The sequence below is a fragment of the Pseudomonas sp. TE12234 genome (genome assembly GCF_054061835.1).
This window is the reverse complement of sequence record NZ_JBSSEP010000005.1, coordinates 235,395-258,591: the sequence shown is the minus strand read 5'-3', so window position 1 is coordinate 258,591 and position 23,197 is coordinate 235,395. Positions and strand designations below refer to the sequence as shown.

General features: G+C 61.9%; 27 protein-coding genes. 15 read left to right on the top strand and 12 right to left on the bottom strand.

Features of this window, described 5'->3' with window-relative positions; translation table 11 throughout:
- Positions 1 to 275: 275 nt before the first annotated feature.
- The gene (locus tag ACVWYU_RS11085) at positions 276 to 1,160 is read left to right on the top strand and encodes a sugar nucleotide-binding protein (RefSeq protein ID WP_090325577.1); all 885 of its coding nucleotides are present in this window, start codon (positions 276 to 278) and stop codon (positions 1,158 to 1,160) included.
- Positions 1,153 to 2,082, top strand: coding sequence for an NAD-dependent epimerase/dehydratase family protein (locus ACVWYU_RS11080; protein ID WP_457372698.1), 930 nt, complete (start codon positions 1,153 to 1,155; stop codon positions 2,080 to 2,082). Before ACVWYU_RS11085 ends, ACVWYU_RS11080 begins: the two co-directional genes overlap by 8 nt.
- Positions 2,083 to 2,223: 141 nt before the next feature.
- Here ACVWYU_RS11080 and ACVWYU_RS11075 read toward each other — a convergent pair whose 3' ends face one another.
- From ACVWYU_RS11075 to ACVWYU_RS11055, 5 genes are all read right to left on the bottom strand, one after another.
- Positions 2,224 to 2,922, bottom strand: coding sequence for an OmpW/AlkL family protein (locus tag ACVWYU_RS11075; protein WP_390957385.1), 699 nt, complete (start codon positions 2,920 to 2,922; stop codon positions 2,224 to 2,226).
- Positions 2,923 to 3,144: 222 nt separating this feature from the next.
- Positions 3,145 to 3,678: a DUF3299 domain-containing protein gene (locus tag ACVWYU_RS11070; RefSeq protein ID WP_390957384.1), complete on the bottom strand. Its 534-nt coding sequence runs from the start codon at positions 3,676 to 3,678 to the stop codon at positions 3,145 to 3,147.
- Positions 3,675 to 4,940, bottom strand: coding sequence for an ABC transporter permease (locus ACVWYU_RS11065; protein ID WP_457372697.1), 1,266 nt, complete (start codon positions 4,938 to 4,940; stop codon positions 3,675 to 3,677). The genes ACVWYU_RS11070 and ACVWYU_RS11065 overlap by 4 nt, the downstream gene beginning before the upstream one ends.
- A 1-nt stretch (position 4,941) precedes the next feature.
- The gene (locus ACVWYU_RS11060) at positions 4,942 to 5,652 is read right to left on the bottom strand and encodes an ABC transporter ATP-binding protein (protein ID WP_090325568.1); all 711 of its coding nucleotides are present in this window, start codon (positions 5,650 to 5,652) and stop codon (positions 4,942 to 4,944) included.
- 135 nt (positions 5,653 to 5,787) lie between these two features.
- Positions 5,788 to 6,372 carry a DUF2796 domain-containing protein gene (locus ACVWYU_RS11055; protein ID WP_248915647.1) on the bottom strand — a complete coding sequence of 195 codons (585 nt, stop codon included), beginning with the start codon at positions 6,370 to 6,372 and terminating at the stop codon, positions 5,788 to 5,790.
- 135 nt (positions 6,373 to 6,507) lie between these two features.
- On the opposite strand from ACVWYU_RS11055, the gene ACVWYU_RS11050 reads away from it, so the two are divergent.
- The gene (locus ACVWYU_RS11050; RefSeq protein ID WP_390957381.1) at positions 6,508 to 6,846 is read left to right on the top strand and encodes a hypothetical protein; all 339 of its coding nucleotides are present in this window, start codon (positions 6,508 to 6,510) and stop codon (positions 6,844 to 6,846) included.
- 104 nt (positions 6,847 to 6,950) lie between these two features.
- Here the strand turns inward: ACVWYU_RS11050 and trxA are convergent, their stop codons facing one another.
- The 3 genes from trxA to ACVWYU_RS11035 all read right to left on the bottom strand — a co-directional run bounded on the left by trxA (position 6,951) and on the right by ACVWYU_RS11035 (position 9,099).
- Positions 6,951 to 7,823 (bottom strand): thioredoxin, encoded by an 873-nt coding sequence (gene trxA, locus ACVWYU_RS11045; protein ID WP_247254569.1) that lies wholly within the window; start codon positions 7,821 to 7,823, stop codon positions 6,951 to 6,953.
- Positions 7,824 to 7,981: 158 nt separating this feature from the next.
- Complete coding sequence (locus ACVWYU_RS11040) at positions 7,982 to 8,638, bottom strand: class I SAM-dependent methyltransferase (protein ID WP_457372696.1); 657 nt, start codon at positions 8,636 to 8,638, stop codon at positions 7,982 to 7,984.
- Positions 8,635 to 9,099 (bottom strand): YbaY family lipoprotein, encoded by a 465-nt coding sequence (locus tag ACVWYU_RS11035; RefSeq protein ID WP_247254571.1) that lies wholly within the window; start codon positions 9,097 to 9,099, stop codon positions 8,635 to 8,637. The genes ACVWYU_RS11040 and ACVWYU_RS11035 overlap by 4 nt, the downstream gene beginning before the upstream one ends.
- 127 nt (positions 9,100 to 9,226) lie before the next feature.
- Between ACVWYU_RS11035 and nrdR the strand changes: the two genes are divergently transcribed.
- The 12 genes from nrdR (at position 9,227) to ACVWYU_RS10975 (ending at position 17,959) form a co-directional block, all read left to right on the top strand.
- On the top strand, positions 9,227 to 9,691 hold the full coding sequence (gene nrdR / locus ACVWYU_RS11030) for a transcriptional regulator NrdR (protein ID WP_003228656.1): 465 nt from the start codon (positions 9,227 to 9,229) through the stop codon (positions 9,689 to 9,691).
- Entirely contained in the window at positions 9,688 to 10,821 is a 1,134-nt protein-coding gene (gene ribD / locus ACVWYU_RS11025; RefSeq protein ID WP_457372695.1) for a bifunctional diaminohydroxyphosphoribosylaminopyrimidine deaminase/5-amino-6-(5-phosphoribosylamino)uracil reductase RibD, read from the top strand. Before nrdR ends, ribD begins: the two co-directional genes overlap by 4 nt.
- Before the next feature lie 47 nt (positions 10,822 to 10,868).
- On the top strand, positions 10,869 to 11,534 hold the full coding sequence (locus ACVWYU_RS11020; protein ID WP_096514815.1) for a riboflavin synthase: 666 nt from the start codon (positions 10,869 to 10,871) through the stop codon (positions 11,532 to 11,534).
- Between the two features lie 16 nt (positions 11,535 to 11,550).
- A complete protein-coding gene (ribBA, locus tag ACVWYU_RS11015) occupies positions 11,551 to 12,642 on the top strand; it encodes a bifunctional 3,4-dihydroxy-2-butanone-4-phosphate synthase/GTP cyclohydrolase II (protein ID WP_090325554.1) in 1,092 nt (363 codons plus the stop codon).
- A gap of 91 nt (positions 12,643 to 12,733) precedes the next feature.
- Positions 12,734 to 13,210: a 6,7-dimethyl-8-ribityllumazine synthase gene (gene ribH, locus ACVWYU_RS11010; RefSeq protein WP_003228649.1), complete on the top strand. Its 477-nt coding sequence runs from the start codon at positions 12,734 to 12,736 to the stop codon at positions 13,208 to 13,210.
- Positions 13,207 to 13,707, top strand: coding sequence for a transcription antitermination factor NusB (gene nusB / locus ACVWYU_RS11005; protein WP_008000432.1), 501 nt, complete (start codon positions 13,207 to 13,209; stop codon positions 13,705 to 13,707). Before ribH ends, nusB begins: the two co-directional genes overlap by 4 nt.
- A gap of 23 nt (positions 13,708 to 13,730) precedes the next feature.
- Positions 13,731 to 14,696 (top strand): thiamine-phosphate kinase, encoded by a 966-nt coding sequence (gene thiL, locus ACVWYU_RS11000; RefSeq protein ID WP_457372694.1) that lies wholly within the window; start codon positions 13,731 to 13,733, stop codon positions 14,694 to 14,696.
- Positions 14,693 to 15,196, top strand: coding sequence for a phosphatidylglycerophosphatase A family protein (locus tag ACVWYU_RS10995; protein WP_090325550.1), 504 nt, complete (start codon positions 14,693 to 14,695; stop codon positions 15,194 to 15,196). The genes thiL and ACVWYU_RS10995 overlap by 4 nt, the downstream gene beginning before the upstream one ends.
- Positions 15,197 to 15,239: 43 nt before the next feature.
- Positions 15,240 to 15,977 (top strand): substrate-binding periplasmic protein, encoded by a 738-nt coding sequence (locus ACVWYU_RS10990; protein WP_457372693.1) that lies wholly within the window; start codon positions 15,240 to 15,242, stop codon positions 15,975 to 15,977.
- A gap of 148 nt (positions 15,978 to 16,125) precedes the next feature.
- Positions 16,126 to 16,743 carry a GTP cyclohydrolase II gene (ribA, locus tag ACVWYU_RS10985; RefSeq protein ID WP_090325547.1) on the top strand — a complete coding sequence of 206 codons (618 nt, stop codon included), beginning with the start codon at positions 16,126 to 16,128 and terminating at the stop codon, positions 16,741 to 16,743.
- The gene (locus tag ACVWYU_RS10980) at positions 16,740 to 17,159 is read left to right on the top strand and encodes an MFS transporter (RefSeq protein WP_390957375.1); all 420 of its coding nucleotides are present in this window, start codon (positions 16,740 to 16,742) and stop codon (positions 17,157 to 17,159) included. Before ribA ends, ACVWYU_RS10980 begins: the two co-directional genes overlap by 4 nt.
- Positions 17,159 to 17,959, top strand: coding sequence for a cobalamin-binding protein (locus tag ACVWYU_RS10975; RefSeq protein WP_457372692.1), 801 nt, complete (start codon positions 17,159 to 17,161; stop codon positions 17,957 to 17,959). The genes ACVWYU_RS10980 and ACVWYU_RS10975 overlap by 1 nt, the downstream gene beginning before the upstream one ends.
- 86 nt (positions 17,960 to 18,045) lie before the next feature.
- On the opposite strand, the gene ACVWYU_RS10970 is transcribed toward ACVWYU_RS10975, so the two are convergent.
- The 4 genes from ACVWYU_RS10970 to ACVWYU_RS10955 all read right to left on the bottom strand — a co-directional run bounded on the left by ACVWYU_RS10970 (position 18,046) and on the right by ACVWYU_RS10955 (position 23,196).
- Positions 18,046 to 19,929: a TonB-dependent receptor domain-containing protein gene (locus ACVWYU_RS10970; RefSeq protein WP_457372691.1), complete on the bottom strand. Its 1,884-nt coding sequence runs from the start codon at positions 19,927 to 19,929 to the stop codon at positions 18,046 to 18,048.
- 150 nt (positions 19,930 to 20,079) lie between these two features.
- Positions 20,080 to 21,978 (bottom strand): 1-deoxy-D-xylulose-5-phosphate synthase, encoded by a 1,899-nt coding sequence (dxs, locus tag ACVWYU_RS10965; protein ID WP_457372690.1) that lies wholly within the window; start codon positions 21,976 to 21,978, stop codon positions 20,080 to 20,082.
- Positions 21,979 to 22,069: 91 nt separating this feature from the next.
- Positions 22,070 to 22,957 carry a (2E,6E)-farnesyl diphosphate synthase gene (gene ispA, locus ACVWYU_RS10960; protein WP_248915638.1) on the bottom strand — a complete coding sequence of 296 codons (888 nt, stop codon included), beginning with the start codon at positions 22,955 to 22,957 and terminating at the stop codon, positions 22,070 to 22,072.
- Positions 22,954 to 23,196: an exodeoxyribonuclease VII small subunit gene (locus tag ACVWYU_RS10955; protein WP_007894317.1), complete on the bottom strand. Its 243-nt coding sequence runs from the start codon at positions 23,194 to 23,196 to the stop codon at positions 22,954 to 22,956. The genes ispA and ACVWYU_RS10955 overlap by 4 nt, the downstream gene beginning before the upstream one ends.
- Between the last annotated feature and the right edge of the window lies 1 nt (position 23,197).

Here is a 23,197-nt window from a genome sequence, read left to right as displayed (position 1 = left end):
CAAGTACCGCTCAAGACCTTCGTTGAGTCTTAGGGCCCTATCGCGAGCAGGCTCGCTCCCACAATGGATTGGAGTACACCGCAAATCCCATGTGGGAGAGAGCCTGCTCGCGATGGGGCCGGCGAAGGCACCACAATTCCCGCACATCTACACTTTACGGATGACGGTTGCGCACTAAACCCGCAAAATGCAACGATTCTGGCTACTTTCAACGACACCGCTCGCGAGCGCTGTCGACAAACCCTCGTTCCAATCAGACTGGGCCTGCTGACTCTATGCGAATGCGCCTTATGTTACTGGGCGGCGGAAATGCCCTTGGGCAGGCGCTGATTCGCCTCGGTGCGGAAGAAGACATCGGTTTCCTCGCCCCCCGCCCTCCGCAAGACGGCTGGGATGCCGCGAGCCTGACGCAACTGCTCGACGACACCCGACCGGACGCGTTGATCAACCTCGCCTACTACTTCGACTGGTTCCAGGCGGAGACGGTCAGCGAGCAGCGTCTGGCCGCGCAGGAGCGGGCGATCGAACGCCTGGCCGAACTGTGCCAGCACCACAACATCGTCCTGCTGCAACCTTCGAGCTATCGAGTGTTCGATGGCTCCCGGGCAACCGCCTATAGCGAAAAAGATGAACCGGTGCCGCTGGGCCTGCGTGGTCAGGCGTTGTGGCGCATCGAGCAAAGTGTGCGCGCCACGTGCCCGCAGCACGTGTTGCTGCGTTTCGGCTGGCTGCTCGATGACAGCCCCGAGGGCACGCTGGGGCGTTTTCTCGAGCGGGCCGAACGTCCCGAAGAACTGTTGATGGCCGACGATCGCCGGGGCAATCCGACCCCGGTGGATGACGCCGCCCGGGTGATCATTTCCGTACTCAAACAGCTCGACTGCGCGGCGCCATTGTGGGGCACCTACCACTACGCCGGGCATGAAGCGACCACGCCGCTGGCCCTGGGCCAGGCGATTCTCACCGAAGCACGCGCCCTGCATCCGCTGGCCATCGAAGCACCGACCGCCCAGGCTCACGCCGCGCGACCGGACGCCGCCGAAGAGCCGCAACACGCGGTGCTGGCCTGCAAGAAAATTCTGCACACGTTCGGGATCAAGCCACGCGCCTGGCGTGCGGCCCTTCCGGGTCTACTCGACAGGTTCTATCGCCATGGCTGACGGCCCCGTTTTAATCACCGGCGGTGCCGGTTTCATTGGTTCGCACCTGGCCGATGCCTTACTCGCCACCGGGCATAAGGTGCGGGTGCTCGATGACCTGTCGACCGGCAAGCGCAGCAACCTGCCACTGGATAATCCCGGCATCGAGTTGATCGTCGGTGATGTCGCCGATGCCGCCCTGGTGGCCCGGGCTATGGTCGGTTGTAGCGCCGTGGCGCACCTGGCGGCAGTGGCGTCGGTGCAGGCCTCGGTGGACGACCCGGTGAAAACGCACCAGAGCAATTTCATCGGTTCGCTGAATGTCTGCGAAGCCATGCGTCAGGCGGGTGTCAAGCGAGTGCTGTTCGCCTCCAGCGCGGCGGTGTACGGCAACAATGGCGAAGGTGAGTCAATCGATGAAGACACGCCCAAGGCGCCGTTGACCCCTTACGCCGCGGACAAATTGGCCAGCGAACATTACTTCGATTTCTATCGACGCCAGCACGGACTGGAGCCGGTGATTTTCCGCTTCTTCAACATCTTCGGCCCGCGTCAGGATCCGTCCTCGCCGTATTCCGGGGTCATCAGCATTTTCAGCGAGCGCGCGCAGAACGGCCTGCCGATCACGGTGTTTGGCGACGGTGAGCAGACACGTGATTTTGTCTACGTCGAGGACCTGGTCGGCCTGCTGGTGCAAAGTATCGAGAAGCCTCAGGTGGAAGTCGGGGCGGTCAATGTCGGCTGGAACCAGGCGACCAGTCTCAAGCAGATGCTGACGGCGCTCGAGACGGTGGTCGGCAAGCTGCCGCCGGTGAGCTATGGCCCGGCGCGTTCCGGTGACATCCGCCATTCACGGGCCAATAACCAGCGTCTGCTGGAACGCTATACCCGTCCGCAACAGACACCGTTGAGTGTCGGGCTGGCGCGGTTGTTGGGGCGCTGAGATTCTTGCGAGCACAAAAGAGGCGCCTTGAAAGGCGCCTTTTTTGTGGCCCGGATATCGCTTCTGGGGCGATGTATTTCCTGTGGCGAGGAGCATGCCCCTTCACCACACAAGCCAGGTTCACCACCACGTGAACATCCTTTAGAACTTGTAACCCAGGCCCACCATGTAGATGAACGGGTCCACATCCACATTGACGCGGGCGCGGGTGCCCGGTGCCACGGCGTCGTTTTCCACGGTCGCGCGGGTGTCGATGTCGATGTAGCGCATCTGGGCGTTGAGCATGATGTTGTCGGTAAGCATGTAATCCGCACCGACCTGGAACGCCATGCCCCAGGAGTTATCCGCCTTGAAGTTGCTGAAACCGTTGGCCTGGGCCTCGCTGCTGAGGTGCTCGTCGTAGATCCAGGTGTAGTTGATACCGGCGCCGACGTAAGGCTGGAAGGCGGACTTCGCGTCCAGCGGGTAGTACACGACGCTGAGGGTCGGTGGCAGGTGTTTCAGCGAGCCGAGTTTGCCATTCGCCGCACCCAGGGCTGTGCCCTTGAGTGTGACGTCATGCTCGAACGGCGTCGCCGCGAGCAACTCGATCCCCCAGTTACTGGTGAACATGTAGGCGAAGTTCAAGCCCAGTTGCGTGTCGCTGTTCATGGTTGCCTTGCCACCCAGGTTGGTACCCGCCAATGGGCCTTGATCGACCTTTACGCTGGAGCTGTCGTCTTTCGGGTTAACGGTGATTGCACCGGCGCGAAGGATGATGTCACCGGCTTCGTGGGCGTGGGCGAGCGGGGCGGCGAGCGCTAGGGAACACAGCGCGACGCTGAGCAAGGACTTGTTCATGGGGGCTCCAGAGGACGTTAAAAATGTTTGATGTCCAATGGTAAACAGCCGTTTGATTTCGTCTTTTGACTCAGCTCAATGAAAGTGGGGTGTGCGCAATTTTGTGGGCGATTTTGCGGGCCTCTTCGCGAGCAGGCTCTCTCCCACAGGGTTGCGCGATTCCCTGTGGGAGCGGGCTTGCCTGCGATGGCGGATGATCTGACAACGCAAAAAACAGCGGACTCACTCCGGCAATTCATACACGTAAATCTTTTCCGCCTCCATCTGATACCCGGCATCCGCCAATTCGCTGGTGGACGGTTTGACCTGCATCGCTCCTTCGATCCAGTACGGTTGGTACAACTCGTCCAGCTTTACCCCGACTTCACTTTTGACGTGCACGATCTGGTTCGATGGCGGTGGCGGCACGTGGATGCAGGCGCCGAAATACGGCACCAGCAGAAACTCCGTGGTGCGTCCTTCCTCGCTCACTTCCAGCGGCACGATGTAACCCGGCAAACGAATGTGCTGCCCATCGAGGGCTTTCACCACCGGCGCGTTGGGCATTTCCTGCTTGGCTGCGGGCGCTGATTCGGCGGACAGTGTGCTGCTCATCTGCGACAGGTCGTGCAGTGGCTTCATGTTCGGCACTTGCGCCGGGGCGTCCGGCGGGATCATGTCCGGCCAGGTCAGCTCTTTCGGCTCGGCCGCCCATAGGGGCAGGGCGACCAGCATCAACAGCGCTAGCAGGGCGCGGGGCATTTTCAACGTCCTCATAAACGGATCGACAGGCCATCGGCCAAGGATTGGCGATAAGCGCGCCAGGCCGGCACGCTGCCCATCAGCAGCGCAGCGAGCAGAATGCCACCGAGCAGCGTCCATTCATATTCGCTCGGCCAGGACAGCGGCAGAAACAGGCCGTAATTGGCTTGCACATACCCCTGGGCGGCGGCGATGCACAGGTACAGCAGCGCCACGCCAGCGACCACGCCGGACAACGCCAGGGCAAACGCCTCCAGCACCAGCAGCGTTGCAATGTGCCACGGCCGCGCGCCCACCGAACGCAGGATCGCCATTTCGCGACGACGCTCGTTGAGGCTGGTGAGAATGGCCGTGAGCATGCCGATCAATCCGGTCAGCACGACGAACAGCGACACCACGAACAAGGCTTTTTCCGCCGTGCCCATCAAGCTCCACAACTCTTGCAGCGCCACGCCCGGCAGGATCGCCAGCATCGGTTCGCCGCGGAATTCGTTGATTTCACGCTGCAAGGCAAAGGTCGAAATCTTGTTGTTGAGGCCCAGCATGAACGCGGTGATCGCTTGCGGCGTGAGGTCCATGTTGCGCGCCTGATCGGCGCTGATCCGACCTTCACCCCTGGCCGGCACGCCGTTGTGCCAATCGATGTGAATGGCTTCCATACCACCAAGACTGATGTGCAGCGTGCGGTCCACCGGGGTGCCGGTGCGCTTGAGAATACCGACCACGGTGAAGGGCTTGTCGTCGTGCTTGACCAGGCTGATCGCCGCGACGCCATGGGCCAGAACCAGTTTGTCGCCGAGTTTGTAGTGCAGTGCTTCGGCCACTTCGGCCCCCAGCACCACTTCGAACGGGTCGGTGGCGAAGGCACGACCGTCGGCCAGTTCCAGGTGTTGCTGGCGGCCGTACTGGTAATGCTCGAAGTACGCCTCGGTGGTGCCCATCACCCGATAACCGCGGTGCGAGTCGCCCAGGGATATCGGGATCGCCCACTTCACTTTCGGGTTGCTGGCGAAGTGTTCGAAGCTGTCCCAACGAATGTTGTTGGTGGCGTTGCCGATGCGAAACACCGAGTACAGCAACAGGTTGACCGAGCCGGAGCGCGCACCGACGATCAGGTCGGTGCCGCTGATGGTACTGGCGAAACTGGCCTTGGCTTCGGTGCGCACCCGCTCTACCGCCAACAACAGGCAGACCGACAGGGCGATGGCGAACGCAGTGAGGATCGCGGTGAAGCGGCGGTTAGCCAGGCTGGCCATGGCAAGACGAAACAAATACATCTCAGACCTCGGACGGGGTGGCGGCGCGATTGAGATCGGCCAGCGACAGGTGGCGATCGAACAGCGGCGCGAGGCTTTGATCATGGCTGACGAACAGCAGGCTCGAGCCGGCTTCGCGGCATTCGGCGAACAGCAGGCGAATGAAGTTTTCGCGGGCGTCGTAATCCAGGGCCGAGGTCGGTTCGTCGGCGATCACCAGTTCCGGCTGGCCGATCAATGCCCGTGCGGCAGCGACCCTTTGCTGTTGGCCGATGGACAGCGAATCGGCGCGGCGACTGAGGATGCTTTCGTCTTTCAAGCCCAAATGCGCAAGCAACGTGGCAGCCGCCTGATCGATGCTGCCATGGCGCTGGATTGCCCGTTGCGCGCGCAACTTGGAGAAGCGGCAAGGCAGCTCGACGTTTTCGCGCACCGAGAGAAATGGCAGCAGGTTGAACTGCTGGAAGATGTAGCCGGTGTGATCGACGCGAAAGTGATCGCGGGCACCGGCCGAGAGTTCGGTCAGTTCCTGGCCGAGCAGGCGGATACTGCCGCGATTCGGTTTCTGCACACCGCCGAGCAGGCCGAGCAGGGTAGTCTTGCCACTTCCGCTCGGGCCTTTGAGGAACAGGGTTTCCCCCGGCTCCAGGCGAAACGCCGGGATGTCCAGCAACGGTGGGTGACCGGGCCAACTGAAGCCCAGGTCGGACAGTTCGATGAGTGCTTGGGTCATGGCGCCGATTTCAGTGGTGTTCATTAACCTGTGGGAGCGAGCCTGCTCGCGATGGCGGTGTAACAGTCAACAAAGATGTTGAATGTTACGGCCTCATCGCGAGCAGGCTCGCTTCCACGTTTGATTTGCGGTGGATCAGAATTTCAGGGCCGCCGCCTTCGCCGTCACCTCAACCCCTTGCTGTCCGCTCGGGCCGATCAGTTGTACCTGAATTTTCTGGGTGGCCGGGAACGTATTGAAGATATTCGCCAGATCCAGAGTCTTCAGCGCACCGGGAGTGGCGCAAGTGAAGCTGTAATGGGCGTGGATTTCGCTGTGCTCGTGGTGATGTTCGTCTTTGGCGTCTTCGTCGTGATCGTCGTCAGCCTTCGGTTTGTCGCCGAACAGCGGGCTTTCCAGTTCCGTGCCAGCGACCTCGCAACCGGCGGCTTTCGGCAGGGCGAACAGCGCCAAGGGTTTTTCCAACTGGGCACGGACAGCAGCAACCTTGGCCTTGTCGGCATCGGTGGTGGCAGCATGTTCGAAGCCCACCAGATTCATCGCCGGGCTTTCCAGCTCCAGCTCCAGGGTCTGACCGTCCAGCGCTGCGTTCAAGCGACCGACACCGTGTTCGTGGGCGCCGAGGCTACCGTGCTCGTGGTCGTGGTCATGTTCATCAGCCGCATGGGCGACAGCCAGCGGCAACAGGGCAAATGGCAAGGCGAGCAGCAGACGATGCATGGGCGTAACTCCGAAAGTAAAATGAAGAATTTGTTATGTAATCTTATAACGTTATGGCGGAGAGTTTGACCGTCTGCTTGGCGTTGCACAAGTCCCGTGGGAGCATGCCGGACAGAAATGTGCAGGAGCTGACTCATGTTGCGAATTCGCGGAAGCATCGGCGACTGGCCGGTGGATTTGACGCTGGAGATGGACGACGCCGACTGGGCGCGGCTGGGGGCGCAGTTGACCGTGGAGAAAACCGGGGTCACTGCCGCGCCGGCTAAACCGCAGAGTCAGGATGATGCGCTGTGGCAGATCGCCAGGGACCTGCTGCGCAAGGCTGGACAGTTGAGTGGGCCGGATCTGCTGGAGCAACTGGAAGGGCTGACCGGCAATGCGTCGGCGGGCAAACGACTGTTGGTGCGTTTGCGCCATAGCCCGGACGTGAAGGTGGAGAGCGGCGGGGATACGCCGCTCTATCGCTGGTTGTAGGAGCGAGCTTGCTCGCGAAGGACGTCAATCCTGACGCGGGCTACCTGCATAACTGCGGCGCCCATATGTCCATCGCGAGCAAGCTCGCTCCTACAGGGCCGCGCTTAATAAAGCGCGGCAAACAACTTGCGACGGTAGGTGGTCACCAGCGGGTGATCGTTGCCGAGCAGTTCGAACACCTGCAGCAAGGTCTTGTGCGGCAAGCCTTCGCTGTAGCTGCGGTTGCGGATGAACAGCTTGAGCAGGCCATCCAGCGCGGCGTCGTATTGCTGGCGGGCCAGTTGCTGGACCGCCAGTTGATAGACCGCCTCATCGTCCTGCGGATTTTTTGCCAGGCGCGCCTTCAGGTCAGCGACATCCGGCAAGTCCTTGGCCTGGCCGAGAAACTTGATCTGCGCCTTGGCACCGGCCAATGCAGCTTTGTGTTCATCAGTCTTGACCGCATCGAGCACGGCTTGCGCCTCGCCCAGTTCACCGCGTTCGGTGAGGCAGCGGGCGTAGAGGATCAGCGCCTTGGCGTTGGTGTTGTCTTCACCCAGCAGCACTTTGAGGATGGCTTCGGCGTCGGCGAAGCGGCTGTCGTCGAACAGCGCCTGAGCCTGTTCGAACGGGTCGGCAGCGGCCGGCGGCGGCATTTGCACGTGAGGCTCGAGCAGCGCGCGCACGGCTGATTCCGGTTGGGCCCCGGCAAAACCGTCGACGGGCTGACCATCCTTGAACAGCACCACGGTTGGCAGACTGCGAATGCCGAAACGGGCGACGATGTCCTGTTCGATGTCGCAGTTGACCTTGGCCAGCAGCAACTCACCCTGATAGCTCTCGGCAATGGTCTGCAGCATCGGCATCAGCACTTTGCACGGCGCACACCATTCGGCCCAGAAATCCACCAGCACCGGTTTGTGGAAAGAATTCTCGATCACCGACTGGTCGAAGTCGGCGGTCGTGGCGTCGAAGATGTACGGCGTTTCCTGACTCATGGGGGATCTCGTAGAAGCGTGAATGAGGCAACTATACGGCCTGGCGGGGTGTGGCCGGAAGCGGGGGCGTGAAAGGTGCGTTGGGTGACAGGCTCGCTCCTACAGTGGTTGTGTGTCGAATACAAATCCTGTGGGAGCGAGCCAGCATCGCGATGCTTTCAGGCGCGCCGCGCATGGTAGAGGCTCACATGCCGAAACTCTTCCGGCTCGGCCAGATCCGGCAGGGTCATGGCTTCAAGCATTTCGATTCGACGATACAGCGGATGGCGAAAATCCCTGACTCGCGAATCGGCCACCAGCGCTTCCTGGCCACGACTCAAGAATTCATCGAGCAGCGGCAGGTTCGCGCGGTCGTACAGCACATCGGCGACCAGGATCAGATCAAAGCGATCGGCTTCGGCGAAAAAATCCGTCGAATAGCTGAGCTGCACGTCATTGAGTTCGGCGTTCGCCCGACAGGCGGCAATCGCCAGCGGGTCGAGGTCGCAAGCCACCACTTCCAGCGCTCCGGCCTTCACCGCCGCAATCCCGGCGACACCGGAGCCGGCGCCGAAATCCAGGACACGCTTGCCTTTGACCCACTCGGGAAATTGCGCGAGATAACGGGCTACGGCCAAACCGCTGGCCCAGCAGAAACACCAGTAAGGCGGTTCATGCAGAATCCGTCGGGTTTCCTCCGGGGTGAAGGCGCGGTCCATGTTGTCGCCGTCGATCAACCAGAGCTTCAGGTCGGTGCCCGGCAGCTCACCGGCTACCAGGCGCGCGTCACCGAGCAATTCACCCAAGGACTGTTGCAGGTCGAGCGGTGTACTCATGGGGCTGTGACGAATTGCAGTTGCCCCAGCACCTGGGTGGTCGGCTGGGTAATCAATTGCGATGGCAGATGCAGGATCAATTGGCCGGACTGACTGGCGCGGCCACGCAGTTCGACCCGGGCGCCGGACGGGAAGGATTCCGGATTGAAGCGCAGGTGAAACGGCAGCACCTGGTTGTTGCCGATCAGGCTCGAACTGGCGAGTAACTGTTGCGGACGGCCTTTTTCGTCGATCACCAGCAGCGCCAGTTCGACTTCGGCGCCCGCCGGCACGCCTTGCAGGGTGCCGCTCAATTCACGTTGATAGGCCGGCAGCGGACCGAGATTGGCAGACTCCCTGGCTTTCTTCTGCGCCTGCTCCGGCGCGGGGCCTGGTGTCGGTGGCTGGGGTTTGGGCGCATTGCTGCCGCAAGCCACCAGCAGGCTGAACAGACTGAGCAAAACGAGCGGTCGTAGCGACATTGGCAGCTCCGTAAAGGTAAATTCCATGGATCTAAAGATCATGGCGTCTGTATACCGCAAACCCTATGGCTTGTCTTGCCACGGGGATGCGCTACCATGGCCCTCCCTTTTTTTGTTGCCTGCCACCATGCACTGTCCCTTCTGCGGTGCCAACGACACCAAGGTCATCGACTCGCGTCTGGTCGCCGAGGGCGAACAGGTGCGCCGCCGGCGTGAATGCCTGGCCTGCGGCGAGCGATTCACGACGTTCGAGACCGCCGAACTGGTGTTGCCGCGCCTGATCAAAACCGACGGCAGTCGTCAGCCGTTCGACGAAGAAAAACTCCGCGCCGGCATGCAGCGCGCGCTGGAAAAGCGCCCTGTGAGTGTAGAACGCCTGGAATCATCGTTGGTGCACATCAAGCACAAACTGCGTGCCACCGGTGAGCGAGAGGTCAAATCCCTCGTGGTGGGTGAACTGGTGATGGCCGAGCTGCAGAAGCTCGACGAAGTCGCTTACATACGTTTCGCTTCGGTGTATCGCCGCTTCCAGGACCTCAACGAGTTCCGCGAAGAGATCGATCGCCTGGCCCGTGAGCCGGTAAAAGAATGAGCCTGCCCGCAGAACAAACCATCCTCGACGCCCATTTCATGACCCGCGCCCTCGAACTGGCGCGCAAAGGTCATTACACGACCCACCCCAACCCCCGGGTCGGTTGCGTGATCGTGCGGGACGGGCAGATTGTCGGCGAAGGCTGGCACGAACGCGCCGGCGAACCCCACGCGGAAGTCCACGCCTTGCGCGCCGCCGGTGAACTCGCCCGTGGCGCCACCGCTTACGTAACCCTCGAACCCTGCAGCCACCACGGTCGGACACCACCCTGTGCCGATGCACTGGTCAATGCCGGTGTGGCGCGGGTGGTCGCGGCCATGCAGGACCCGAACCCGGAAGTCGCCGGTCGTGGCTTGCAACGCCTGGAGCAGGCCGGTATCGCCACCGAAAGTGGCGTACTGGAAGGCGAGGCGCGCGCACTCAATCAAGGTTTCTTGAAACGCATGGAGCACGGCTTGCCGTTCGTGCGGGTCAAGCTGGCCATGAGCCTCGATGGCCGCACGGCGATGGAAAGCGGCGAAAGCCAATGGATCACCGGCCCGGCGGCGCGTTCGGCGGTGCAACGTCTGCGTGCCCAGGCCAGTGTGGTGTTGACCGGTGCCGACACGGTGCTGGCGGATAACGCCCGCTTGACCGTGCGTGCCGATGAGCTTGGACTGGACGCCGGGCAAACCGCACTGGCCATGAGCCGTCCGCCGCTGCGCGTGCTGGTCGACGGTCGTCTGCGTGTGCCGCTGGATGCGCCATTCTTCAAGGCCGGTCCGGCGCTGGTGGCCACGTGCATGGCGGTGGAGGAGCAATACGCCAACGGCCCAGAATGCCTGATCGTGCCGGGCTACGATGGCCAGGTCGATTTGCGCCAGTTACTGGTCGAACTGGCCGCTCGCGGTGTCAACGAAGTGCTGGTCGAGGCCGGGCCGCGCCTGGCCGGGGCTTTTGCTCAGCAAGGTCTGGTCGACGAGTTTGTGATCTTCATGGCCGGCAAGTTCCTGGGCTCCTCGGCGCGTCCGCTGCTGGACTGGCCGCTTGCGCAAATGAAGGATGCGCCGTCGCTCAAAATTACCGAAATTCGCGCGGTTGGCGATGACTGGCGAATCACTGCCATTCCTTTGCCAGCAGCGAGCGTATAATTTTCGGCCATCGCTATAGCGCTGGCTTTGTTCTCGAGGAGAACCCCATGTTCACCGGCATCATCGAATCCATCGGCAGTATTCGTGCATTGACCCCAAAAGGCGGAGATGTGCGGGTCCATGTAGAAACCGGCAAGCTCGACCTGAGCGACGTCAAACTGGGCGACAGCATCGCGGTCAACGGCGTGTGCCTGACCGCCGTTGAGTTGCCGGGCAACGGCTTTGCGGCCGACGTCAGCCGCGAAACCCTCGACTGCACCGCCATGAACGACCTCAAAAGCGGCAGTCCGGTGAACCTGGAAAAAGCCCTGACCCCGACCACCCGTCTTGGCGGGCATCTGGTCAGCGGGCATGTCGATGGCGTGGGTGAAGTGGTGGCCCGCACCGAGAATGCGCGTGCCGTGGAATTCCGCATCCGCGCGCCGAAAGAACTGGCCAAGTACATCGCCCATAAAGGCTCGATCACCGTCGACGGCACCAGCCTGACGGTGAACGCGGTCGATGGCGCCGAGTTCCTGCTGACCATCATTCCGCACACCCTGAGCGAAACCATCATGGCGTCGTACCAGCCGGGTCGTCGGGTGAATCTGGAAGTGGACTTGCTGGCGCGTTACCTGGAGCGCCTGTTGCTGGGCGACAAGGCCGCAGAGTCTACGGCTGGCAGCACCATTACTGAAAGCTTTCTGGCCGCCAACGGCTACCTCAAATCCTGACTCAAGGGGGTGCCTTGTGGCGCTCAATAGCATCGAAGAACTGGTTGAAGACATCCGCCAAGGCAAGATGGTCATCCTCATGGATGACGAAGACCGCGAGAACGAAGGCGACCTGATCATGGCCGCCGAGTGCTGCAAGCCCGAGCACATCAACTTCATGGCCAAGCACGCCCGTGGCCTGATCTGCATGCCGATGAGCCGCGAGCGTTGCGAGCTGCTGAAGCTGCCGCTGATGGCGCCACGCAACGGTTCCGGCTTCGGCACCAAGTTCACCGTGTCGATCGAAGCGGCCACCGGTGTGACCACCGGCATCTCCGCCGCCGACCGCGCACGCACCGTGCAAGCGGCTGCCGCCCGTGATGCCAAGGCTGAAGACATCGTCAGCCCGGGCCACATCTTCCCGCTGATGGCCCAGGCCGGTGGCACCCTGGCTCGCGCCGGCCACACCGAAGCCGCCTGCGACCTGGCGCGCATGGCCGGTTTCGAGCCGAGTGGCGTGATCTGCGAAGTGATGAACGACGACGGCACCATGTCCCGTCGCGCGGAACTGGAAGCTTTCGCAGCCGAACACGACATCAAGATCGGTACCATCGCCGACCTGATTCACTACCGGATGATCCACGAACGTACCGTTCAGCGGATTGCCGAGCAGCCGCTGGACAGCGAACTGGGCCAATTCAACCTGGTGACCTATCGTGATTCGGTGGAGGGCGACGTGCACATGGCACTGACCCTGGGCAATGTCTGCGCCGAGGAACCGACCCTGGTTCGCGTGCACAACATGGACCCGCTGCGCGACCTGCTGATGGTCAAACAACCGGGTCGCTGGAGCCTGCGCGCCGCCATGGCCGCGGTTGCCGAGGCCGGCAGCGGCGTGGTCCTGTTGCTCGGGCACCCGCTCGATGGCGACGTGTTGCTGGCGCACATCCGCGAAACCGCGGACCACGCGGCCGTGAAAAAACCGACCACCTACAGCATTGTCGGTGCCGGTTCGCAGATCCTGCGTGACCTCGGTGTGCGCAAAATGCGCCTGATGTCTGCACCGATGAAATTTAATGCGATATCCGGTTTCGATCTGGAAGTTGTAGAATACGTGCCCTCCGAATAATGACCGGTTGTTTCCGGCCTTGAATTCGCGGTTCAAATATCACTGAGGGGCGCGTAGAAGACGCGTCCCGGCTCTTTAAGAGATCTAACGAATGACCCTGAAGACCATCGAAGGTACCTTCATCGCCCCTAAAGGCCGCTACGCTCTGGTAGTGGGCCGTTTCAACAGCTTCGTCGTTGAAAGCCTGGTCAGCGGTGCAGTTGATGCCCTGGTTCGCCATGGCGTGAGCGAAAGCGACATCACCATCATCCGTGCGCCTGGCGCCTTCGAAATCCCGCTGGTTGCGCAGAAAGTCGCTCAGAAGGGTGAATTCGCGGCAATCATCGCCCTGGGCGCGGTCATTCGTGGCGGTACTCCGCATTTCGAATACGTGGCAGGCGAATGCACCAAGGGCCTGGCCCAGGTGTCCATGGAGTTCGGCGTTCCGGTTGCCTTCGGCGTCCTGACCGTTGATTCCATCGAGCAAGCCATCGAACGTTCCGGCACCAAGGCCGGTAACAAAGGTGCTGAAGCTGCCCTGTCCGCTCTGGAAATGGTCAGCCTGCTGGCGCAGTTGGAGGCCAAGTGATTAGCGACGAAAGCGATCGTTTCAACCCGCGCGATCCAAAGCCTGCGGATGCCGGCAAGCCATCGAAAAGCGTCAAGCGTCGCGAAGCCCGTCAGCTCGCGACCCAGGCGCTGTACCAATGGCACATGGCCAAGCAGTCGCTGAACGAGATCGAAGCGCAGTTCCGGGTCGATAACGATTTCACCGATGTCGATGGTGCTTATTTCCGCGAGATCCTCCACGGGGTTCCGCAGTTCAAGACCGAAATCGACACCGCACTCAAGCCTTGCCTGGACCTGACCATCGAAGAGCTCGACCCGGTTGAACTGGCGGTTCTGCGCCTGTCCACCTGGGAGCTGCTCAAGCGCGTCGACGTGCCGTACCGCGTTGTGATCAACGAAGGTATCGAACTGGCCAAGGTCTTCGGTTCCACCGACGGCCACAAGTTCGTCAACGGTGTGCTCGACAAACTGGCCCCGCGTCTGCGTGAAGCTGAAGTGAAGGCGTTCAAGCGCTAACCTGCGCTTGAACTGCCATTGCCATGGGTGAGTTTGAGCTGATCCGCAATTTCTTCGCCGCCGCGCCTTGTGCGCAGGGCGGCGAAGGCGTTGCCCTCGGGATCGGTGACGATTGTGCCTTGCTGGCTATTCCCCCGGGGGAACAGCTGGCGATTTCTACCGATACGCTGGTGGCCGGTGTGCACTTCGCCGACCCTTGTGATCCCTTTCTGCTCGGCCAGCGCTCGCTGGCCGTGGCCGTCAGTGACCTGGCCGCCATGGGCGCCACCCCCATCGCCTTTACCCTTGCCCTGACCTTGCCGACGGTGACTGCCGATTGGTTGCAGGCCTATGCCCGTGGTTTGAGCCTGATGGCGCAAAGCTGCAGCGTGGCGCTCGTCGGCGGTGACACCACCCGCGGGCCGCTGAGCATGACCATGACCGTGTTCGGGCGCGTGCCCAGCGGTCAGGCCCTGACCCGCAGCGGCGCACAACCGGGCGACTTGTTGTGCGTCGGCGGTGAACTGGGCAATGCCGCTGGCGCCTTGCCGCTGGTGCTCGGCGAGCGCACCGCCGAACCTGCCATCGCCGATCCGCTGCTGGCGCACTACTGGTCGCCGCAACCGCAGTTGGCGCTGGGTCATGCACTGCGTGGCAAGGCAACGGCGGCGCTGGACATCTCCGATGGCTTGCTCGCTGATTGTGGGCACATTGCCCTGGCATCGAAGGTCGCCGTTCAAGTCGAGTGCGATCGCTTGCCGTTGTCCAGTGCGCTGGTCGCTTTCCTCGGGCAGGCGGGGGCGCAGAACGCGGCGCTCAGCGGTGGCGATGATTACGTATTGGCTTTCACGCTGCCGTCCGTCGAGTTACCGCCATTGCTGGCCGAGGGCTGGCCGATTCATGTGATCGGGCGGATTGTGGCGGGGCAGGGCGTGACGCTGCTCGATAGCGATGGGCAGGACATCACCCCGCAAACCCGGGGTTATCAACATTTTCGGGAGTCACCGTGACAGATCATCCCAAACAGGTCCCGGGGGAGTTCGTACCGCCGTCGGTCTGGCGCAACCCGTGGCATTTCCTGGCGTTCGGCTTCGGCTCGGGCACCTTGCCAAAGGCCCCAGGCACCTGGGGTTCATTGGTGGCGCTACCCTTTATTCCGTTGTGGCAGATGCTGCCGGACTGGGGATACTGGCTGATGCTGGGCATCACCATGCTGTTCGGCTTCTGGCTGTGCGGCAAAGTCGCGAACGATTTGCGGGTGCACGACCATGAAGGCATCGTCTGGGACGAAATGGTCGGGATGTGGATCACCCTGTGGCTGGTGCCGGAAGGCTGGCAGTGGTTGCTGGCGGGTTTCCTGATGTTCCGTTTCTTCGATATTCTCAAGCCGTGGCCGATTCGCTGGATCGACCGGCATGTGCATGGTGGCGTCGGGATCATGCTCGATGACGTTTTGGCGGGTGTGTTTGCGTGGCTGGCGATGCAGGGATTGGTATGGATTTTCGCCTGACCTGACCGCAGAGGTCATGAGGCGCCAAGTGGGAGAACTAAGGATGGCTCTACGCGGGTTGATGGGGATGGTGCTTGCCGTGTGTTTCTCCCTCGCGCAGGCGCAGGAGACCGGGACGCCACCGGCGGTCATTCACCTGGCCAGCGAAGACTGGGAGGATTACACCGCCGCCGACGGCCATGGACTGGGCTGGGACGTGCTGCGACAAGTCTTCGAACCGGCGGGCGTCAAGCTCGACATTCGCACTGAACCCTACCTGCGCTCGGTAGGCCTGGCCGAGCGCGGCGAGGTCGACGCCTGTGTCGGTTCCTATCGCGACGAATCCAGCGAGCTGCTCTATCCCCGCTGGAACTTCGATACCGACCACATCTACGCCTTGGGGCTGACCAGCAGCCCGGTGCCAACCCCGGAAACCCTGGGCAATTATCGGCTGGCGTGGGTGCGTGGCTACGATTACCAGCACTACCTGCCCAATGTGCAGCACTTTGCTGAAGTGCAGCGGCGTACCGGCATCGTGTCGATGCTGACCCACAAGCGTACCGACTTTTACATCGACGCCCTGACCGAGGTCGATTACGTGCTCAATCGGGCCAAGGATCCGTCGCAGCTGCGACGCACCCATATCGCCGAACTGCCCCTCTACCTGTGCTTCGCCAAAACCCCGCAGGCCCGCACGCTGATGGCCTTGTTTGACCAGCGCATGGAACAGCTGGTGAAAAGCGGCGAGCTCAAGCCCATCTTCGAACGCTGGAAACAGCCTTACCCGTTTGATGAGAACTGAAGGGCTCCCACAGGGGCGGTGTCGTCAGGGGGGGGCATATCAAACTTTTTGATAGTTATCCCCGATAATTCAGCCTAAGCGCCATCCGGAACCTGCTGTTACAATGCCGGCCTGCGAATCTTCAGACTTTTAGATCAGGAGCACACAGGTGCCTGTCGTTTTTGTCGCCGCTTGCAAGCTGCCAACGCCTTTTGCGCAATTCACCATGCATGGCTTTCTTGATGAAGCCACCGGCCGTGAGCACGTTGTGCTGAGCCTGGGCGAGATTGCCGACGGTGCCCCGGTACTCGGCCGGTTGCACTCCGAATGCCTGACGGGCGATGCCTTGTTCAGCCAGCGTTGCGACTGCGGCTCGCAACTCGAAGCTGCGTTGCAGGCGATTGCCCGCGAAGGTCGCGGCGTATTGCTGTACTTGCGTCAGGAAGGCCGTGGCATTGGCCTGCTGAACAAGATCCGCGCCTATGAGCTGCAGGATGGCGGTGCCGATACCGTTGAGGCCAACGAGCGCCTGGGCTTTGCCGCTGACCAGCGCGACTACGCCATGTGCCTGCCGATGCTGGAGCACCTGGGCGTGAAATCCCTGCGTTTGATGACCAACAACCCGCGCAAGGTCAAAGCCTTGACCGACATGGGCATCGTGGTTGCCGAGCGCGTACCGTTGCACACCGGTCACAATCCCCATAACAAACTCTACCTGGCGACCAAGGCCAGCAAACTTGACCACATGATGGGCAACGAGCATCAGGGCGAGGTTGACCGGGCGTGACACGCGGTCAGGTGCGGCGGCGACTGGCCGTCAACTGGTGGCAATACCTGGCGCTGGCCTTGTTGCCGCTGTTCGTGATCAACGGCGTGTTCGGCCAGAGCGAGGCGATCTTGCCGGTGCTGGCGATGCCATTGTTCGTCGCCGGTGTGGCTTCGATGTTTGTCAGCCTGAAGTTTTTCGGTGGTTACAAACACGCATTGATCGCCACCCAGAAAGCCCTCGATACCCCTGAAGAACCTGCCGCCTGGATCAGTCTGGCCGCCACACGGCGCACGGCATTTCTCGCTGCCGGCCTGCCGGCGTGGATCGGTGCCCTGGCCGTGTTCGTCGGTCTCGAAGCCGTGCCGCTGGTGCTGCTGGCACTGTCGACTACGGTGCTGTTCTACCTCTACCGCATTCCGCGTCAACTCGGCTGATGCGTGCAGCCTGGCTGGCGGTTCTGCTGCTGGCCATCAGCGGCTCGGCAGCAGCGGTCGAGCGGGTGGTCAGTCTGGCGCCGTCGCTCTCTGAAATCGTTGTCGAACTGGGTTCAGCCGACCTGCTGGTGGGGGTGCTGGATGCCGGTGAGCGTCCTGCCGAACTCAAAGACCTGCCGTCCGTTGGCCGCTACGGCCAGTTGGACATGGAGCGGCTGCTCAGCCTGAAGCCCGACTTGCTGCTGCTGTGGCCCGACAGCGTCGGCCCGGCCCAGCGTGAACAACTCAAGCACCTGAACATCCCGACCTACGTCGCCGAGCCACATGACCTGGACCAACTCGCCGCGCAAATCGAGGCCATTGCCACGCAACTCGGCCGGCCGGAGCGCGGTGTCTCACTGGCGGCGGGGTTAAGGCAGCGGCTGGCGGAATTGCGTCAACGTTATCGCCGCGATCAACCATTAGGGGTGTTTTATCAGGTCTGGGATCGGCCGCTGTACACCATTGGGGGTGGGCAGATCATCAGTGATGCGCTCGAAGTCTGTGGGGCGCGGAATGTCTTCGGCGACCAGACGCTGGCCGCGCCGCAGATCAGTGTGGAGGCGGTGCTGCAGCGCAATCCGCAGGTGATCCTGGCCGGCGATCAGGCGCAACTTGATGCGTGGAAGGCATGGCCGCAGGTGGAGGCGGTGGCGAAGGGGCAGTTGCTGTTGGTGACGGATAAAGGCCTGGAGCGACCCAGCGGGCAAATGATCGAAGCGACCGCCAAGCTTTGCCGGTTGATCGCACCTGATCGTTGAGACCGAGGCGTCAGCAATGACAACGCAGATCCCCTGTGTGCGAGCTTGCTCGCGATAAGGCCAGCCCGAACACGGCTCATTTCAGATCAGATCTCCGGGGTCCACGTCACCCCGAACATCCAGGTTTGACCTTCCTCTCGATACCCATACTGACTGCCTTCATGGCTATACAGTACCCGGGTGTAGTCCTTGTCCAGCAGGTTATCGACTTTTAGCTCCAGTTTGATCTCGTGATTGAGTTCCCAACTGCTGCGCAGCCCCAACAAGGCATAGCCGCCCAAGGGCTGTTGATTGTTCAGATCGTCATAGCTGCTGCTCACCGTTTGCAAGCTGGCGCCGAGGCCCAGCCGGTCGAACTGCCGATCCAGATCCAGGCTCAAGGTGCGCCGGGCACGCCGCGCCAGGGTATGGCCGGTGTCGCGATCGCGGGGATCGATGATTGCCACGCCGAGATTGCTCTGCCAGCCGAAAAGCTCTTGTTTCAACGCCGCTTCGAAGCCGTTGATCCGTGCCGAAGCCACGTTCTGCGGGCGTGAGTTGCTGCCGAAGATGATCGCGTCTTGCAAATCGGTGCGGTACAGCGAGGCTTCGAGGCGACTGTCCTCGGTCAACTGGCTGCGCCATTGCAGCTCATAGCTCTTTGACGTTTCGGGCTTCAGGTCCGGGTTGCTGAAGTCCGGGTAATACAGGTCGTTGAAGGTCGGCGCGCGGAAGCCTTCGCTGTAACTCAGCAGCACATCGTTATCCGGGTTCAACGGCAGGGTGAACGTGCCGCTCCAGCTGTTCTGGCCGCCAAACTGCTGATTGTCATCGTGACGCAAGCCCAGCTCGGTGGAGAAACTGTCCGCCTGATAGCGGTGCTGGATGAACGCCGCCCGGTTCCAGCGGCTGTCTTCGTCGAAGTCCGTGCTGCTGTTGATCCGGTCTTCGTACCAGTCGCCGCCGAGGATCAGGCTGTTGCGCTCGTTGAGCTTCAGATCGTTCTGCCAGGTCAGCGAGTCGCGGTAAGTGTTGAACACGCTGCGTTCATCGCTGAGTTTGTCGAGGGTCTTGTCGCGGTTTTCGCTGTGGCCGAATTCGACGCGGGTTTTCCAGAGGTCATTTACCCGCGCGTCGATGTAGCTGCTGACGCTGCTCACGTCGAATTCGCTGTAGGGCTGCTGCTGCACCGACTCGAAGGTAACGGGATCAAAGCGCCCGAACGGGTTGTCGAACGCGTTTTTGCCGTGGTTATCCAGCAGGTTGGCGCCGACTTCGATGTCGTCGGTGAGTGCGTGGCTCAGGCTCAGGCTCAGCGACTTGTTGCGGTATTCGTCGTGATCGCCATCACTGGGATACGACTCGCGGGTGCGGTTGATCCCGGCGGTTTCATCAAGGCTGGTGCCAAGGTTGAAACGGGTACGCTCATCGCCGCCGGACAGGCCAAGGCTGCGCTCCCAGGTCTGGTTGCTGCCAAAACCCATGTGCAAGCGCGGTTGCAGGCCTTGCTGGTCGCCGCGACGGGTAAAGATCTGGATCACACCGCCAATCGCATCGCTGCCGTAGATCGCCGAGCGGGAGCCGCGCAGCACTTCCACGCGCTCGACCTGCTCGATGTTGATGTGTTGCAGGTTGCTGTCACCGGACGTCGAGTTGCCGATCCGTTGGCCGTCCACCAGCACCAGGCTCTGGGCTGATTGAGTGCCGCGGATGTACACCCCGGGCAAGCTGCCTCGACCACCGGTTTGCGCCACTTGCACGCCCGGCACCCGACGCAGCAGGTCTGTGACGCTGTTCGGTTGCAGGCGGTCGATGTCTTCGCGGGTGAACACCGTGTTGGCGGCGCTGCTGTCGTTGCGCGCTTCGACCTGACGGTTGGCGCTGATCAGCACGTCGGGCAGTTTCAGGGCTTGATCGCGTTCGAAAGTGTCGGCGAGGGTTATGGCGGCGGGTAGCAGAAGCAGGGGCAGGGCGACGCGGTAGAGCTTCATGGGTAGTCCGAGGGTATTTCGCGGAGCACAAAAATCAATTGTGGGAGCGAGCCTGCTCGCGATTACGGTATATCAGTCAATATTTGAGTCGACTGACAGTCCGCTATCGCGAGCAGGCTCGCTCCCACACTATGTTGCGTGTATCCAGAATTAGACGTTAAGCAGTTGCAGCCGTTCGCGGATCGCGGCTTCGATTCCGGCCTCGTTCAATCCACACTCGGCCAGCATTTGCGCAGGCTTGGCGTGTTCGACGTAAAGGTCCGGCAAGCCCAGGTGCAGCATCGACTTGAGGATGTTTTCCCGGGCAAGGAACTCGCTGACCGCACCACCGGCGCCGCCCATGATCGCGTTCTCTTCGACGGTCACCAGCAGCTCATGGCTGGCGGCGATTTCACGTACCAGTGCTTCATCCAGTGGTTTGACGAAACGCATGTCGACCACGGTGGCATCCAGCGTCTCGGCCACTTTCATCGCCTCGGCCAGTTGCACACCAAACACCAGCAGGGCGACTTTGCTGCCTTGACGGCGCACCACGCCCTTGCCGATTTCGATCGGTTCGAGGTTCTTCTCGATGGTCGCATTCGGGCCAGTGCCACGCGGGTAACGCACGGCCGCCGGGCCTTCGTACAGATGACCGGTGGTGAGCATTTTGCGCAGTTCGTTTTCGTCGCTCGGGGTCATCACCAGCATGCCGGGAATGCAGCGCAGGAACGACAGGTCGAAGCTGCCAGCGTGCGTCGGGCCGTCTTCGCCCACCAGACCTGCACGGTCAATGGCGAACAATACGTCGAGGTTTTGTACTGCCACATCGTGAACGAGCTGGTCGTAGCCGCGCTGCAGGAAGGTCGAATAGATCGCCACCACCGGTTTGGCGCCTTCGCAGGCCATGCCGGCGGCAAGGGTCACGGCGTGCTGTTCGGCAATCGCCACGTCGAAGTAGCGCAGCGGGAAGCGCTCGCTGAAAGCCACCAGGTCGGAGCCTTCCTTCATTGCCGGGGTAATGCCCACCAGGCGCGGGTCGGCCGCGGCCATGTCGCACAGCCATTCACCGAACACACCGGAATACTTCGGTCCGCTGGCCTTTTTCGGCGCAGCGGCAGGGGCGTCCAGCGGTTCGAGCTTGGTGATAGCGTGGTAGCCGATCGGATCGACTTCAGCAGGCGCGAAGCCCTTGCCCTTCTTGGTGACGACGTGCAGGAACTGCGGGCCTTTCAGGTCGCGCATGTTGCGCAGGGTGGCGATCAGGGTCGGCAGGTCGTGGCCATCGATCGGGCCGATGTAGTTCCAGCCCAGTTCTTCGAACAGGGTGCCGGGTACCAGCATGCCTTTTGCGTATTCTTCGGTGCGACGGGCGATTTCCCAGGCGCCGGGCAGGCGCGACAGCACTTTCTTGCTGCCTTCGCGCATGCTGGCGTAAGTGCGGCTGGACAGGATCTTCGCCAGATAGTTGGACAAGCCACCAACGTTGCGCGAGATCGACATGTCGTTGTCGTTGAGGATCACCAGCATGTCGGCGTTGACTTCCGGCGCGTGGTTCAGCGCTTCGAACGCCATGCCGGCGGTCAAGGCGCCGTCGCCGATCACCGCGATGGCCTTGCGATCATTGTTTTGCAGGCGCGAGGCAATCGCCATGCCCAGCGCTGCGCTGATCGAGGTACTGGAGTGACCGACGCCGAAGGTGTCGTATTCGCTCTCGGAGCGGCGCGGGAAGGCGGCGATGCCGTCCTTCTGGCGCAGGGTGCCCATGCGCTCGCGACGACCGGTGAGGATCTTGTGCGGATAAGCCTGATGACCCACGTCCCACACCAGCCGGTCGTCCGGGGTGTCGAAGACGTAATGCAACGCGATGGTCAGCTCGATCACGCCCAGGCCGGCGCCGAAATGCCCACCGGTCTGACCGACCGTGTAGAGCAATTCCAGGCGCAACTCATCGGCCAGGGTTTCCAGCTCGGCTTCGCCTAACCGGCGCAGGCCGTCCGGCGTGTTCGCGCGGTCGAGCAGGGGCGTGGTCGGGCGCTTGCGGGGAATCTCATGAAACGTCGTGGGCATCAGGCGAATCGTTATAGGTATAAAAGATGCGGCAGTTTACCTGATGCATCGGTCCCTGCCCACGCGTTGGTCTTTTTTGACCGATTGGCCGTCAGTTGCGGCGCTCGACGATATAGCGGGCCAGATCGCGCAGAGGCTCTGCCGCCGCGTCAAACGGTCGCAGAGCGTGCAGTGCCTGATCGCGCAATTCCAGGGCGTAGGCCTTGGCGGCTTCGAGGCCGAGCAGGGCCGGGTAGGTCGGCTTGTCGCGGGCAATGTCGGCGCCCTGGCGTTTGCCGAGGGTTTCGGTATCGCTTTCAACGTCGAGAATGTCGTCCTGGACCTGGAATGCCAGACCAATGGCCTGTGCATAAGTCTGCAGGGACTTCAGTTCGTCCTTTTGCGCGTGACCACTGGCCAGTGCGCCGAGCTTGACGCTGACTTCGATCAGCGCACCGGTCTTGTGCCGGTGCATGTATTCAAGGGCCTTTTGATCGAGCTTCAGACCGACCGAACCCAAATCGATGGCCTGACCGCCGACCATGCCCGCCGGGCCTGCGGCCAATGCCAGGGCGCTGACCATCTGCAGGCGAATCTCTGCGTCGGCGTTGCTCAGACGCGGGTCGAGCAGGGCGCTGAAGGCCAGGCTCTGCAAGCCGTCGCCAGCGAGGATCGCGCACGCTTCATCGAATTTTTTGTGCGTGGTGGGCTGGCCGCGACGCAGGTCATCGTCGTCCATGGCCGGCAAATCGTCGTGCACCAGCGAGTAGGCGTGGATCAGCTCCACCGCGCAGGCCGCGCCGTTGGCTTGCTCGGCCTTGCCGCCCAGGGCTTCGCACGCGGCGTAGGCCAGCAGCGGGCGCACGCGCTTGCCGCCGTTCATCACGCTGTAGCGCATGGCTTCGTACAGGCGCGCCAGCTCAGGGCCGGGTGCGGTGAACAGGGTTTCCAGAGCCGCATTGACTCGAGCCTGGCTGGTCGCTGAATACGCTGCAATCATTCTGGTTGATCCGCGTCGAAGGGTTCCTCGGCCAACTCGCCATCACGCTCGAGCAGCACCTGAACCTTTTGCTCGGCCTGGGCCAGCGCCGCCTGGCAATCGCGGGTCAGACCGATGCCTTGCTCGAAAGCGGTCAGCGAGTCTTCCAGCGACAATTCACCATTCTCCAGGCGCTCGACCAGCGTTTGCAGGTCGGCGAGAGATTGTTCGAAATCCAGTGCAGCTTTTTTGCGGGCCATG

What these genes read in the sequence shown, in the direction of transcription:
- ACVWYU_RS11085 (WP_090325577.1), top strand. Translation starts at nt 276, where the DNA reads ATGCGAATGCGCCTTATGTTACTGGGCGGCGGAAATGCCCTTGGGCAG.
- ACVWYU_RS11080 (WP_457372698.1), top strand. Translation starts at nt 1,153, where the DNA reads ATGGCTGACGGCCCCGTTTTAATCACCGGCGGTGCCGGTTTCATTGGT.
- ACVWYU_RS11075 (WP_390957385.1), bottom strand. Translation starts at nt 2,922, where the DNA reads ATGAACAAGTCCTTGCTCAGCGTCGCGCTGTGTTCCCTAGCGCTCGCC.
- ACVWYU_RS11070 (WP_390957384.1), bottom strand. Translation starts at nt 3,678, where the DNA reads ATGAGGACGTTGAAAATGCCCCGCGCCCTGCTAGCGCTGTTGATGCTG.
- ACVWYU_RS11065 (WP_457372697.1), bottom strand. Translation starts at nt 4,940, where the DNA reads ATGTATTTGTTTCGTCTTGCCATGGCCAGCCTGGCTAACCGCCGCTTC.
- ACVWYU_RS11060 (WP_090325568.1), bottom strand. Translation starts at nt 5,652, where the DNA reads ATGACCCAAGCACTCATCGAACTGTCCGACCTGGGCTTCAGTTGGCCC.
- ACVWYU_RS11055 (WP_248915647.1), bottom strand. Translation starts at nt 6,372, where the DNA reads ATGCATCGTCTGCTGCTCGCCTTGCCATTTGCCCTGTTGCCGCTGGCT.
- ACVWYU_RS11050 (WP_390957381.1), top strand. Translation starts at nt 6,508, where the DNA reads ATGTTGCGAATTCGCGGAAGCATCGGCGACTGGCCGGTGGATTTGACG.
- trxA (WP_247254569.1), bottom strand. Translation starts at nt 7,823, where the DNA reads ATGAGTCAGGAAACGCCGTACATCTTCGACGCCACGACCGCCGACTTC.
- ACVWYU_RS11040 (WP_457372696.1), bottom strand. Translation starts at nt 8,638, where the DNA reads ATGAGTACACCGCTCGACCTGCAACAGTCCTTGGGTGAATTGCTCGGT.
- ACVWYU_RS11035 (WP_247254571.1), bottom strand. Translation starts at nt 9,099, where the DNA reads ATGTCGCTACGACCGCTCGTTTTGCTCAGTCTGTTCAGCCTGCTGGTG.
- nrdR (WP_003228656.1), top strand. Translation starts at nt 9,227, where the DNA reads ATGCACTGTCCCTTCTGCGGTGCCAACGACACCAAGGTCATCGACTCG.
- ribD (WP_457372695.1), top strand. Translation starts at nt 9,688, where the DNA reads ATGAGCCTGCCCGCAGAACAAACCATCCTCGACGCCCATTTCATGACC.
- ACVWYU_RS11020 (WP_096514815.1), top strand. Translation starts at nt 10,869, where the DNA reads ATGTTCACCGGCATCATCGAATCCATCGGCAGTATTCGTGCATTGACC.
- ribH (WP_003228649.1), top strand. Translation starts at nt 12,734, where the DNA reads ATGACCCTGAAGACCATCGAAGGTACCTTCATCGCCCCTAAAGGCCGC.
- thiL (WP_457372694.1), top strand. Translation starts at nt 13,731, where the DNA reads ATGGGTGAGTTTGAGCTGATCCGCAATTTCTTCGCCGCCGCGCCTTGT.
- ACVWYU_RS10990 (WP_457372693.1), top strand. Translation starts at nt 15,240, where the DNA reads ATGGCTCTACGCGGGTTGATGGGGATGGTGCTTGCCGTGTGTTTCTCC.
- ACVWYU_RS10975 (WP_457372692.1), top strand. Translation starts at nt 17,159, where the DNA reads ATGCGTGCAGCCTGGCTGGCGGTTCTGCTGCTGGCCATCAGCGGCTCG.
- ACVWYU_RS10970 (WP_457372691.1), bottom strand. Translation starts at nt 19,929, where the DNA reads ATGAAGCTCTACCGCGTCGCCCTGCCCCTGCTTCTGCTACCCGCCGCC.
- dxs (WP_457372690.1), bottom strand. Translation starts at nt 21,978, where the DNA reads ATGCCCACGACGTTTCATGAGATTCCCCGCAAGCGCCCGACCACGCCC.
- ispA (WP_248915638.1), bottom strand. Translation starts at nt 22,957, where the DNA reads ATGATTGCAGCGTATTCAGCGACCAGCCAGGCTCGAGTCAATGCGGCT.
- ACVWYU_RS10955 (WP_007894317.1), bottom strand. Translation starts at nt 23,196, where the DNA reads ATGGCCCGCAAAAAAGCTGCACTGGATTTCGAACAATCTCTCGCCGAC.